Origin of the sequence: Brevibacillus sp. NL20B1 (genome assembly GCF_018195675.1) — a bacterium.
Taxonomy (GTDB): Bacteria; Bacillota; Bacilli; order Brevibacillales; family Brevibacillaceae; genus Brevibacillus; species Brevibacillus aydinogluensis.
On the sequence record NZ_JAGTPT010000004.1, the window covers coordinates 163560 to 176074 of the forward strand.

The following is a 12515-nucleotide window of genomic DNA, read 5'->3' on the forward strand; positions in this document are numbered from 1 at the left end:
AGCTACCCCAAACAAATTTGAAATTTTTTGAAACATTCCCAATCACCTCCTTGTCTGTATGTTATTTAATTCTTTATTTTCTGTCAATTGATATTTTCCATATAATGTTTTTATTATTTCGCATTATAGAGTTATTTCTTAATTTACTGTCATCAACAACAATAAGGAATATGAAGGGTATTTTTTGACTGACTGAAGACTTTCGCAAGCGAATAACAAAAAAAAAACGCCCCCGGCTTCCTGCCGGGAGCGTTTGTATGCGCAGCTTGCAGCAATTACAGCAGTCCAAGACGTTTGAAAATCGTATCCACGTGCTTCAGGTGATAGCGGTAGTCGAAGCAGTCGTCCAGCTCTTCCTTGGTCAGCGTGGCGGTCACGGTCGGGTCCTCTTCCAGAATGGAGCGGAACGAACGCTGTTCCTCCCACGCCTGCATGGCGCGCGGCTGCACGGTGTCGTACGCCTGCTCGCGGCTCATGCCCTTTTCGATCAGCTTCAGCATCACCTGCTGCGAGTAGATCAGGCCAAATGTGCGGTCCATGTTGCGCTTCATGTTTTCCGGGAAGACGGTCAGGTTTTTCACGATGTTCATGAAGCGGCGCAGCATGTAGTTCAACAGCTGCGTCGCATCCGGCAAAATGACGCGCTCCACCGAGGAGTGGGAGATGTCGCGTTCATGCCAGAGCGGAACGTTTTCGTAGGCGGAGAGCATGTGGCCGCGCACGACGCGGGCGAGGCCGGAGATGTTCTCGCAGCCGATGGGGTTGCGCTTGTGCGGCATCGCCGACGAACCCTTTTGTCCCTTGGCGAACGGCTCTTCCACTTCGCGCATTTCGCTCTTTTGCAGGCCGCGGATTTCCGTCGCGAACTTTTCGAGCGACGTGGCGATCAACGCCAGCGTCGCCATGTACTCGGCGTGACGGTCGCGCTGCAGGGTCTGCGTGGAGATGGGGGCCGGTTTCAGTCCCAGCTTTTCGCAGACGTACTGCTCCACAAACGGGTCGATGTTGGCGTACGTGCCCACCGCTCCGGAAATTTTGCCGTACGCCACTTCTTCCTTCGCCGCGCGGAAACGAGCCAGGTTGCGCTTCATTTCTTCGTGCCAGAGCGCCAGCTTCAGGCCAAAGGTGGTCGGCTCCGCATGCACGCCGTGGGTGCGTCCCATGCATACGGTGTCCTTGTGCTCGCGCGCCTTGTCGGCGAGGATGGCGATAAAGTCCTCCAGGTCCTTTTCCAAAATCTTGTTGGCCTGAAGCAGCAGGTAGGAGAGCGCCGTGTCCACCACGTCGGTGGAGGTGAGGCCGTAGTGCACCCACTTCTTTTCTTCGCCCAGCGTTTCCGAGACGGCGCGGGTGAAGGCAACGACGTCGTGGCGCGTCTCCTCTTCGATTTCGTAAATCCGCTTGATGTCAAAGCCGGCATTTTCACGCAGCTTTTTCACGTCTTCCTCCGGGATGACGCCCAGCTTGGCCCACGCCTCGCAGGCGAGGAGTTCCACTTCCAGCCACGCCTTGAACTTGTTTTCTTCGGTCCAGATGGCGCGCATCTCCGGTCGCGTATAACGATCAATCATGGTTTACCTCCGCTTGGTTCGTCCAGATTTCCAGTCGATCAATCTGCGCCAGCGCCTCCTCGACGCTGGGCGCCAGCACGTTTATATGCCCCATTTTTCGCTTGGGCTTGCTTTCGTGTTTGCCGTACAGGTGCAGCTTGGCCGTCCGCGGCAGCTGGTCGATGCGGTCCAGCACCGGCTGCAGGTGCTCCCCGAGGATGTTGACCATGACCACGGGGGAGAGCAGTTCCGTCGAGCCCAACGGCAGGTCGCACACGGCCCGCACGTGCTGCTCAAACTGCGAAGTGACGCAGGCATCCATCGTGTAGTGGCCGGAGTTGTGCGGACGGGGGGCCAGCTCATTTACATAGAGTTCCCCGTTTGCGGTGAGAAACATCTCGACCGCGATCAGGCCGACAACGTCCAGCCGTTCGGCGATGGTCCGGGCGATCGCTTCCGCCCGCTGCCGGATGTCGTCCGGCACCCGCGCCGGCACGATGGACAGGTGCAGAATGTTCTCCCGGTGTACATTTTCCGCCGCAGGAAAAACGGCCAGCTCGCCGGACGGATTGCGCGCCGCGATCACGGACAACTCCAGTTGAAACGGCACAAACTGTTCCACGATCAGTTCCGTGCCCGCTTTGAACAACGTATCATACGCTTCGGCCAGCTCCGCTTCGCTTCTCAGGACCCACTGTCCCTTGCCGTCGTAGCCGCCGGTAGCTGTTTTCATCACCGCCGGCAGACCCAGATCGGCAATCGCCGCCCGCAGGCTGTCCAGCGAGTCAATCACGCGAAACGGCGCCACCGGAATCCCCAGCTCCGCGATCGCCGTCTTTTCGCGGATGCGGTTCTGGGTGATGCGCAAGAGACGGCTGCCCTGCGGGACATAGGCCTGGCTTTCCAGCACTTCCGCCACGCGCGCGTCCACGTTTTCAAATTCGTAACTGATCACATCGCTGATCTTCGCCAACTGCATGGCCGCATCCACGTCGTCGTAGCGGGCGACGATCTGCCGGTCGGCCGCCTGGCCGCAGGGCGCGTCCTCAGTCGGGTCCATTGTGACGAAACGGTATCCCATGGCCCGGCCGGCCAACGCGATCATGCGCCCCAACTGGCCGCCGCCGAGAATCCCGATGGTTGCGCCTGGTTTGATCGGAGTTCTGTTCGTCATGCCAATTCACTTGCCTCCAACACATTCTTGCGGATCGCGTCCCGTCTGGCGACAAACCGCTCCTGGATCTCCGGATACTTGATGCCGAGGATCTGGGCCGCCAGCAATCCGGCGTTGACCGCGCCTGCCTTGCCGATCGCCACGGTGGCCACCGGCACGCCGCCCGGCATTTGTACGATCGAGAGCAGCGAGTCCAAACCGTTCAGGCTGGATGATTTGACCGGTACGCCGATCACCGGCAGTTCCGTCTTGGCCGCCACCATCCCGGGCAGATGGGCAGCGCCGCCCGCTCCCGCGATAATCACCTCAAGGCCGCGGCTTTTGGCGCTCTCGGCGTATTCAAACATCAGGTCGGGCGTGCGGTGCGCCGACACCACTCTCTTTTCGTACGGGATTGCGAGCTCGTCCAAAATCGCGCAGGCGTCCTTCATTGTCTCCCAGTCCGACGTGCTGCCCATGATGACACCCACCAACGGTTTGACCATGACACACTTCGCTCCTCTCTGTCAATGTCAGAAGAAAACCCAAACGACATCGGCCGCGCATTGGCCGCTCATCGCCTGGGCTGGCTAGTATGGATCTCACGCTTATCAACATCTTCAGTGTAACAGGGGGAGCGATCGCCTGTCAACCTTGATTCCGAACGTTAATAATTTCATGATATCAAAACATTCGTTTTTAATCGTTCAATCGATCAATATCGGATATCCGTTGCGCAATCTCACGCAAAAAAAGACTGCCGCGCCGAGGCGCCGACAGTCTTTGTGATGCTGTTTCTATTCCCGCAGCCAGATGAAGTACGCCAAAAATACGAAGAAGAGCACGTACATCACCGGATGCACTTCGCGGCCTTTGCCTTTCAGCAGTTTGGTGATCGGGTAGACGATAAATCCGGCGGCGATCCCGGACGCGATGCTGTAGGTCAGCGGCATCATCAGAATCGTCAGGAAAGCAGGGAACGCTTCCTCCATCTCACTCCAGGCGATGTTCGCCATGTGCGACGCCATCAGCACGCCGACGATGATCAGTGCCGGAGCCGTTACCGCAGGCGTGACAACCGCGAGTACCGGCGAGAAGAACAGCGCCAGCAGGAACAGCGCACCCGTGACCACGGAGGCAAATCCGGTCCGTCCGCCGGCGGCTACACCCGCAGCCGACTCGATGTAGCTGGTCGTCGTGGACGTGCCAAGCACCGCACCGGCCATCCCGGCGATCGCATCGGAAGCGAGGGCGCTGCCCGCACGCGGCAGTTTGCCGTCTTTCAACAGACCTGCCTGGCTGGCCACACCCAGCAGCGTACCGGTCGCGTCAAAGAAGTCCACAAACAGGAACGTGAATACCACGATCAGCATCTTCATGCTGAACAGCGCGGAGAAATCGCCGAGGTACTGGAACGCAGCGCCGAACGTAGGTGCCAGGCTCGGCGGCATGGAGACGATCTTCTCCGGCAGGTTGACCAGCCCAAAGAACATCCCGACAATGGCGGTCACCAGCATGCCGATGAAAATGGCCGCGTTCACCTTGCGGGACATCAGCACCGCAGTGAGAATCAGGCCAAATACGGCCAATAGCGCGTTTTTCACAGCCAAAATCTCTTCCGGTTTCATGCCTTCCTGTATCGTCAGATGGCCGAGCGAGACGAATGTTGCCGGGTTGTCGACGATGATACCGGCATTTTTCAGTCCGATGAAGGCAATAAACAAACCGATCCCGGCCGATACCGCGTTTTTCAGCCCCTGCGGAATGGAGTTGACGATCGCTTCGCGGATGCCGGTCAGCGACAGCAGCAGGAAAATCGAGCAGGAGAGAAATACGCCGGCCAGCGCTTGCTGCCAGGGAATGCCCATCGTCAGCACGACGGTGTAGGTGAAGAAGGCATTCAGCCCCATGCCCGGCGCCTGCGCAATCGGCAGACGGCCGACAAAAGCCATCACCAGCGTCCCGATGGCGGCTGCCAGCGCAGTCGCGGTAAAGACGGCTCCGAATTCCGGATAGTTCGCTTTCAGCTCCGGCGGCAGGTCCGCCCCGCTGAGCATGTACGGATTGACAGCCAGGATGTAGGCCATGGCCAAAAACGTGGTTATGCCGGCGATTGTCTCGCGGCGGTAGTTGGTGCCCAGCTTGTCAAATTCAAAATACTTCCGCACCGAATAGACCCCCCAAGTATTGTTTGCGGCAAATGAAAAAGGTCGAGGCGCAAACAACGCCTCGACTCCGAACAAAACACACCGGGCAAAACAGAATGATAAGATCTGCAGACGCATCCCGTTGACGTTTCGTTCGTAGCCAGGCCGTTTACGGCGACCTCGTAGAAACTCCCGAGCCATATTCCCGGGATTATACGAACCTTCTTCCTTACCTGTTCACAACGAGAAGTGTATCAGGAAGAATATTTAATGTCAACGGAAAATACGAACGTTAATTTTTCCTTATCGATTAATATCCGGTTATTCCCACTCAATGGTTGCCGGCGGCTTGGAGGTGATGTCGTACACGACGCGGTTGACGTTCTCTACCTCGTTTACGATGCGGGTGGAGATTTTCTCCAGCACATCCCACGGAATGCGCGCCCAGTCAGCCGTCATGCCGTCGATCGAGGTGACCGCGCGGATACCCACCGTGTAGGAGTAAGTGCGAACGTCGCCCATGACGCCCACGCTCTTCATGTCGGGCAGCGCTGTAAAGTACTGCCAGATTTCCCGTTCCAGGCCCGCTTTGGCAATCTCTTCTCGCAGGATGGCGTCCGATTCCCGAACGATCTCCAGCTTTTCTTCCGTTACTTCGCCCAGGACGCGAATCCCCAGACCCGGTCCCGGGAACGGTTGGCGCCATACGATTTCGTCCGGCAGGCCCAGTTCGGTCCCCAGCTTGCGCACTTCGTCCTTGAACAGGGTTTTCAGCGGTTCGATGAGCTTGAACTTCATGTCTTCCGGCAGACCGCCCACATTGTGGTGGGACTTGATCGTGTGGGCCGTTGCCGTTCCGCTTTCCACGATGTCGGTATACAGCGTTCCCTGCGCCAAGAACTCCATGTCGGTCAGCTTGGACGCTTCTTCGTCAAAGACGTAAATGAATTCGTTGCCGATGATCTTCCGCTTCTGCTCCGGATCGGTGACGCCTTTCAGCTTGTCGAGGAAGCGGCGGCGTGCGTCAATTTTGATCACGCGCATGTTGAACTTCTCGGCGAACGTCTCCATGACGCTTTCCGCTTCTCCTTTGCGCAGCAGGCCGTGATCCACGAACATGCAGGTCAGCTGATCGCCGATCGCTCTGTGAATCAATGCCGCCACGACGGAGGAGTCGACCCCGCCGCTCAGCGCGCACAGGACTTTCTTGTCACCCACGGTTTCGCGAATGCGCTTGACTTCGTCCTCGATAAAGGTGGTCATGCTCCAGGTGCCTTCACAGCCGCAGATATGAAACAGGAAGTTGGCGATAAACTCGTTTCCTTTTACCGTATGGCGCACTTCCGGGTGGAACTGAACGCCGTACAGCTTGCGCTCCGGATTGCTGATCGCCGCTACCGGACAGCTGTCGCTGACCGCATCCACGCGGAACCCTTCCGGCAGCTCCACCACTTTGTCGGAGTGGCTCATCCAGACGATTTCGTTTTCGTCCCACTTGTCATAGAGGCTGTGTCGCTGCTGCAGGCGAAGCTCAGCCTTGCCGTACTCGCGCTTCCCGGCGCGCTCCACCTTGCCGGCGAGCATGTGGCTCATCAACTGCATGCCGTAGCAGATGCCCAGCACTGGCACGCCCAGATCAAAAATGGCCGGGTCCACCTTGGGCGCCCCTTCTTCGTACACGCTGGCAGGCCCGCCGGAGAATATAATCCCCTTCGGCTGCATCTCCTTGATTTTTTCCACCGGCGTATTGTAGGGCAGCAGCTCGCTGTACACGCCCAGGTCGCGAACACGCCGCGCGATCAACTGATTGTACTGCCCTCCAAAATCCAGAACGACGACCATTTCCATTGGCTTGTCCATGTATATCCTCCTTATCCTGTTTACGCCAGGTTGTCACCGGAAGTTTCCACCCTGCCCTCGGATGTACGGCCCGCTAAGGTCCGGCCCCAAAAAAACCGGGACTGTCGCCTCCGGTTTACCGACGCGGAGGCAGAGTCCCAGTTTGTGTACACTTGTGCGGTTGCATGTACAAAAATCCGAAGTCCTCTCCTCGTAGTCGCTCGATTTACGGTCGAGCGGTAGAAACTTTCAGGCCCTATCCCTGAGATTATACGAGTCTCATTGAAGGACATTCTAACAGACTGCGGGTGAATGTTCAAGGTTTCAGTTGACGGGTAAGCCGTTCGATCACTTGTTCCGCCACCGAGCGTGCCTTGGCTTCGATATCCTTATAGCCGTACAGCATGCGCTCGTACACATGGGTCAGGTACCACAAGTCCTGCCGCTTGTCGCCGGAGATGACCAGGCGGCTGACGTATTCGCGCAGGGTTTCCCCCTGTCGGCGGCGGCTGTACAGGTGCTCCACCAAACGCAGCAGTAGCCTGTAGCGATCCTCGTACCTGTCGTTCGGATAGCTGCTCATCTGCTGCTGCAGCCACCAGACCGCAAAGTGCCGCCTGCGCTTCCAGGCCACCGCCCCGGCCACAGCCAGCAGTCCCAGTCCAAACGCGTACACCTGCCACGGAATGTCAATCGACGAGCCAGAGGTGCTGACTGATCCTTCCAATTCGTCAAGCCGTCCGTTTCTCCGCTCCTCGGCCGTTGTTCCGCCGAGGTCTGGCAGCGGGAGCGGCGCTTGCTGCTCCGTCGTCTGCCGGTCGTATTTTACACGGATCGGCGACACAAACGTGCTGGTCGCCTCAAACGGAATCCAGCCGTGACCCGGGAAGTACACTTCCACCCAGGAGTGGGCGTCCTTGTTGCGCACCTCCACCAGTTCGTTCCCGTTGCCGTCGCTGCCGACCCGATGACCGGGAGCAAAGCCTTTTACCCAGCGGGCGGGAATGCCGATCGTCCGCAGCATCACGGCCATCGAGGTGGAAAAGTGATCGCAGTACCCCCTGCGGGTCTCAAACAGAAACTGGTCGACAAAATCCTCGCCCGGTGCGGGCATTTGCACATCCTTGGTCTCGTATTTATATTCTCCGCTGGTGCGCAGGTAATTCTCGATCGCCCGCACTTTTTCGTACGGTGTTTTCGCGTCCTTGGTCACCTGTTGGGCCAGATCGCGGATTCTCGGCGGCAGGCTGTCGGGAAGCTGCAGGTAGCGCTGCCTGATCGCTTCGGGATAGTCGGTGCCCGCCTGGATCATCGCCTTTTCACTGATGATCGGCACTTCCGCCACCAGTTGGTAATTGTCCAGATTCAACATCTGCGTATGGGGGCCCACCGCCGCTCCTCTTCCGGACTGCTTCACCAGTCTGATCGTGCCGTTCCGCACTTCCACATGCTGATGTTCCTTGTCGTACACCAGCGTCGCCTTCGACGGGGTGTAGTCCGTCAGTTGTTTCAACTGTCCCGGGTAAAAGACGGTCGGAAACTTCGGCCCCTGAAATTCCAGCGAAGCCTTTACCTCTTTCGTCTCCATCCCCTCAAACAGCGCGTGATTCCATCGATACGATTTCGGGGTCAGGATCTCGTCGAACTCCCCGTCCCTTTTTTTCCATCCGCTCCCCGTATACACGTCTTTGGAATCGCCGCGCCAATAGGAGCGCTCATTGGTGATGGCCATGAACACCACGGTCTCGTCCATCGTAAACGGACCGCCCAGGTGCTCGTCGTTGTTGTCGTACCCCACCTTTTTCATCAACCCGTCGCCAAGACCGCCCTTTTGTCCAGTGAAAAACGCGATCGGGTCCGGCCAGGAAGCTTCCTTTTTCGGCGCCGCGTTGGCGATGCCGACCGTGACCGCCACAATCAGCACTGGTGCCAACAAGGATTTCCACAGCGTCCAGCGCCGACCGCCGGTAATGGGCGCCTTGTTGGACATGACGAGCAGCTGGGTGACAGCCAACAGCAAAAATCCGTACACAAGGGTGCGGACGATCCCCCCGTCTGCTTCATACGGCATAAACGTATCCAGCACGGCCAGGTACAGTTCGGTCAGAAAGACAAACCACAGCCCCTGCCGCTGTTCCAGCACCAGATACGACAGCATCGAAATCAACACCACGAGGAGCAGATCAAACAGCGCATTGCGCGAGAGCGGCGTCATGGCCGTCCACTCCTGTTGAAGCGCCAGCGGCAGGTCGTGAACGACCCGGACAAACAGCTCTCTCAGCCATTGCCCGTCGAAAAACGAGATGGCAAAAAAACTGCTGTGCAAAATCACCAGGAGGCCCACCAGCTTGACCGGAAACGTCAGCCAGCGGTACGGCACCACCAGGTCCATCAGCAGTACGCCAGCGGCAATCACCAAAAACGGCGCCAGGGTGCCGGTGTCAGTCAGCTCCTGAAGCGGCAGCAGCCACTCCCGCAGCATCAGAAACAAGAGCAGAGCCGCGATCCACTCAAATCCTTTGGGTCGCTTCCATACGCTCATGACGTCACGCACCTCCGATCCGCTTCCATTCTTCGACATCGCTCATCGGCACCGCCTTGCAGGTGACCCTGCCTGATGCCAGCAGCCGCAGGGCCTGCTTCTCGTCGAGCGACAACAAAGGATCGTCGTGCACATACAGCAGTTGGACGCGCCGGCCTCGATGGGACAACCGGGTCAGGAGGTCGACCAGCTCCTTGTCGAGGCAGGCCGTGATCACTGTCAGCGTCACGCCCGGCGGCTGCTCCAGCGCTTCCCGACGAAGGATGCGGACAAACGAGTCCGTCCCCTCCGGCATGACGCGGGCCAACTGGTCAAATACCCGGAAAAAATGCGTCGGAGAACAGGCCGGCGGAATGGCCACCCGATCCTTTTGCTTGTACACCAATCCGTAGTGATACTGGTTGCGGTTGGCGTACGCGGTCAGGCTGGCGGTCAGTTTGACTGCTGTTTCAAACAGCTGGAACGGCTTGTTCTGATAATGCTCTTTTTCCACGTCGAGAAAAAACACGACCTGGTTCATCGCCTGGTGCTCAAATTCCTTTGTCTTCAGCCCGGTTCCCCTGGCCGACGCCCGCCAGTGAATCTGGCTCATCCGATCGCCGCGCTGATAGTCCCGGACGCCCCGCACTGCCGCAACATCATCCGAATAGCGGTGCGAGACGTGAATCGTCCCGCTGAAGTTGCCGTCTCCCAACGACCAGCTGTTTAGCTCCCGGTAGCGGGGATAGACCAATAAGTCGTTGGAGAGGGGGAACGTTCGCCGCCGCTCGATAAACCCGAAAAAATCGCCGCCGCTGATGACGCATGCTTCCAGGTGATAGTAGCCGCGCGGCAGTCCCGGAATGACGTAGCGAAACTCCACGCTGCGCTTGAACCAGGGAAAGACAAGCTGACGGTGCGGCTCATACACACCGGCCAGCCGTTCGGGCAGAGGTTCGATCACCATGTTCCACCCCAGCGGAAACCAAATCCTCCGCTTCAGCCGGACGGTCACGATCACGTCCTCTCCTTCTTGCAGGCGCGAACGATCGATTTCACGTTCAACTTCAAGGCCGGTAAACATGAGGGAAAAGGCAAGCACTTCGTACGCCAAAAATACCAGGCAGCTGTAGAACAAAAACCAACTGGCAAATCCGCCTTGAAACTTGGCAAACGCGTACGTGATCGCGATCAGCACAAGTGCCTTGCTCTTCCCGGATATCAATTCTTTCATACGCGTCACCGCCTCTAGCTGACCGGCACGCGAGTTTCCGACAGGATCGCGGACAGAATCCGGTCGATTGTCGCTCCTTCCAGACGCGCTTCCGGTTTGAGAATGATCCGGTGGGCAAAGGTCACAGGCACCAGTTCCTTCACGTCATCGGGAATGACGTAATCCCGTCCGCGTACGAACGCCAGCGCCTGCACAGCTCGGAACAGCGCCAGCGCGCCCCGTGGGCTGACGCCCAAGTAGACCTGGTGATGATCGCGCGTCCGGTGGCACAGGCGGACGATATACTCCTTGACCGACTCCGATACCTTGACAGCGGTGACCTGGCGCTGCAGCTCGGCCAGATCGTCCGCAGTCATCACCGGCTCCAGCTGTTCCAGCGGATTGGCTGCAGCAAAGCGGTTCAGCATGCGCATTTCTTCGTCCACTGTGGGATAGCCCAGGCGAAGCTGCAGGAGAAAACGGTCCAGCTGCGCTTCCGGCAGCGGAAAGGTACCTTCGTACTCCAGGGGGTTTTGCGTCGCCATAACGAAAAATGGCTCCGCCAACCGATACGTCACTCCGTCTACCGTGACCGAGCGTTCTTCCATTGCTTCCAGCAAGGCCGACTGGGTTTTGGGCGATGTCCGGTTAATTTCATCGGCCAAAATCACATTGGCGAAGATGGGACCGGGGCGAAACTCAAATTCCATGCTTTTTTGATTATAGATCGCCACGCCCGTCACGTCCGTCGGCAATAAATCAGGCGTAAACTGAATGCGTTTGAAGTCCCCCCCGATCGAGCGAGCCAACGCACGGACCAGCATAGTTTTGCCCACGCCCGGAACGTCTTCCAACAATACATGGCCGTTTGCCAAGATGGCCGTCACGCATAACTCAATGATCGACCGTTTGCCAATCAACACGTTCTCGATATTCCCAATCAATTTCTCCACAGCAGGGTGAGTCTGTTCCAATTTCATTTGATTCATGGTGACACAACTCCTGTTCCCGTGTTATCGTCCAGTACGGCAATCGCAATGGCCTGACAGCTTGTCCATGACCATCCGCGACTTTAGTCGAAAAAATCTACTCCTAACGTACTGGATTAGCTTGGCAGTGACAAGGAAAAAAACGTTAATAGTTGTAAAATTGAGAAACCGCTTATAGAAAAAAAGAGTAGGAAGTTCTCCTACTCTGCGGTTCGATATGCAATGTTATGGCGTGCCCTGAGAGATTCGAACTCCCGACCTTTTGATTCGTAGTCAAACGCTCTATCCAGCTGAGCTAAGGGCACATAAGCAAGATGTCTCTCCGACGCACGTACAGAGAGCAGAAATAATGGAGCGGACGACGGGTCTCGAACCCGCGACCTTCGCCTTGGCAAGGCGACGCTCTACCAATTGAGCTACGTCCGCATGGTATTCAGGATGAGTAATGGAAAGATCCAGTACAGCACAGCTCTCACAGGCAAATCTTCCAAAAGAAGATACTGGAACATGCTGCATCACAGTGTAAAAGGCTTGCACGATTCGCAAACCTTCCCGATCTGCTATGGTGCGGGTGAAGGGACTTGAACCCCCACGGTTTCCCGCCAGAACCTAAATCTGGTGCGTCTGCCAATTCCGCCACACCCGCATGCGTCATGGGGTCCCCGCAAAGCAAACCGATGATGCACAAGTACATTGCTCACTTGTGGGGTTGTAAAAACTGGTGAGCCATGAAGGACTCGAACCTTCGACCCTCTGATTAAAAGTCAGATGCTCTACCAACTGAGCTAATGGCTCATGAAAATGGCTGGGGTACTAGGATTCGAACCTAGGAATGACGGAGTCAAAGTCCGTTGCCTTACCGCTTGGCGATACCCCAATGCGTGATACGTGGTGCCGGCGATAGGAATCGAACCCACAACCCCCTGATTACAAGTCAGGTGCTCTACCAATTGAGCTACACCGGCAAAATCCTATGAAAGGAAATGGTGGTTCGGGACGGAATCGAACCGCCGACACGAGGATTTTCAGTCCTCTGCTCTACCGACTGAGCTACCGAACCGTAAGCGGTTCTCGGTGCGCCATTATGATCCGAGGAAAGTATC

General features: G+C 57.2%; 8 protein-coding genes, 7 tRNA genes and 2 riboswitches. All 15 genes read right to left on the minus strand.

Annotation, left to right across the window (positions count from 1 at the left end):
• Positions 1–275: 275 nt before the first annotated feature.
• The 15 genes from purB to KDN35_RS04890 all read right to left on the minus strand — a co-directional run bounded on the left by purB (position 276) and on the right by KDN35_RS04890 (position 12472).
• Positions 276–1571 (minus strand): adenylosuccinate lyase, encoded by a 1296-nt coding sequence (gene purB, locus KDN35_RS04820; RefSeq protein ID WP_171567582.1) that lies wholly within the window; start codon positions 1569–1571, stop codon positions 276–278.
• Complete coding sequence (gene purK, locus KDN35_RS04825) at positions 1564–2724, minus strand: 5-(carboxyamino)imidazole ribonucleotide synthase (protein WP_171567583.1); 1161 nt, start codon at positions 2722–2724, stop codon at positions 1564–1566. Before purK ends, purB begins: the two co-directional genes overlap by 8 nt.
• Complete coding sequence (purE, locus tag KDN35_RS04830) at positions 2721–3209, minus strand: 5-(carboxyamino)imidazole ribonucleotide mutase (protein WP_171567584.1); 489 nt, start codon at positions 3207–3209, stop codon at positions 2721–2723. The genes purK and purE overlap by 4 nt, the downstream gene beginning before the upstream one ends.
• A 291-nt stretch (positions 3210–3500) precedes the next feature.
• Positions 3501–4871, minus strand: coding sequence for an NCS2 family permease (locus KDN35_RS04835; RefSeq protein WP_171567585.1), 1371 nt, complete (start codon positions 4869–4871; stop codon positions 3501–3503).
• Positions 4872–4987: 116 nt separating this feature from the next.
• Positions 4988–5089: riboswitch (purine riboswitch) on the minus strand.
• An 82-nt stretch (positions 5090–5171) separates the two neighbouring features.
• A complete protein-coding gene (gene guaA, locus KDN35_RS04840) occupies positions 5172–6710 on the minus strand; it encodes a glutamine-hydrolyzing GMP synthase (protein WP_171567586.1) in 1539 nt (512 codons plus the stop codon).
• Between the two features lie 173 nt (positions 6711–6883).
• Positions 6884–6985: riboswitch (purine riboswitch) on the minus strand.
• Between the two features lie 20 nt (positions 6986–7005).
• Positions 7006–9231, minus strand: a complete 2226-nt coding sequence (locus tag KDN35_RS04845) for a DUF4129 domain-containing transglutaminase family protein (RefSeq protein ID WP_212132245.1) — start codon at positions 9229–9231, stop codon at positions 7006–7008.
• Between the two features lie 4 nt (positions 9232–9235).
• Positions 9236–10444 carry a DUF58 domain-containing protein gene (locus KDN35_RS04850; RefSeq protein WP_212132247.1) on the minus strand — a complete coding sequence of 403 codons (1209 nt, stop codon included), beginning with the start codon at positions 10442–10444 and terminating at the stop codon, positions 9236–9238.
• 14 nt (positions 10445–10458) lie between these two features.
• A complete protein-coding gene (locus KDN35_RS04855) occupies positions 10459–11412 on the minus strand; it encodes an AAA family ATPase (protein WP_212132248.1) in 954 nt (317 codons plus the stop codon).
• A 228-nt stretch (positions 11413–11640) separates the two neighbouring features.
• Positions 11641–11717: transfer RNA gene (locus KDN35_RS04860), tRNA-Arg, on the minus strand.
• A gap of 45 nt (positions 11718–11762) precedes the next feature.
• Positions 11763–11838, minus strand: a tRNA-Gly gene (locus KDN35_RS04865).
• A 137-nt stretch (positions 11839–11975) separates the two neighbouring features.
• Positions 11976–12058 (minus strand) — tRNA-Leu (locus KDN35_RS04870).
• Positions 12059–12131: 73 nt separating this feature from the next.
• Positions 12132–12207 (minus strand) — tRNA-Lys (locus KDN35_RS04875).
• A gap of 7 nt (positions 12208–12214) precedes the next feature.
• Positions 12215–12289 (minus strand) — tRNA-Gln (locus KDN35_RS04880).
• Between the two features lie 12 nt (positions 12290–12301).
• Positions 12302–12377, minus strand: a tRNA-Thr gene (locus KDN35_RS04885).
• Positions 12378–12396: 19 nt separating this feature from the next.
• Positions 12397–12472: transfer RNA gene (locus KDN35_RS04890), tRNA-Phe, on the minus strand.
• Positions 12473–12515 lie beyond the last annotated feature (43 nt).

Excerpts from the sequence above, each read along its gene's own strand:
- purB (WP_171567582.1), bottom strand. The coding sequence starts at position 1,571 with ATGATTGATCGTTATACGCGACCGGAGATGCGCGCCATCTGGACCGAA.
- purK (WP_171567583.1), bottom strand. The coding sequence starts at position 2,724 with ATGACGAACAGAACTCCGATCAAACCAGGCGCAACCATCGGGATTCTC.
- purE (WP_171567584.1), bottom strand. The coding sequence starts at position 3,209 with ATGGTCAAACCGTTGGTGGGTGTCATCATGGGCAGCACGTCGGACTGG.
- guaA (WP_171567586.1), bottom strand. The coding sequence starts at position 6,710 with ATGGACAAGCCAATGGAAATGGTCGTCGTTCTGGATTTTGGAGGGCAG.
- KDN35_RS04845 (WP_212132245.1), bottom strand. The coding sequence starts at position 9,231 with ATGAGCGTATGGAAGCGACCCAAAGGATTTGAGTGGATCGCGGCTCTG.
- KDN35_RS04850 (WP_212132247.1), bottom strand. The coding sequence starts at position 10,444 with ATGAAAGAATTGATATCCGGGAAGAGCAAGGCACTTGTGCTGATCGCG.
- KDN35_RS04855 (WP_212132248.1), bottom strand. The coding sequence starts at position 11,412 with ATGAATCAAATGAAATTGGAACAGACTCACCCTGCTGTGGAGAAATTG.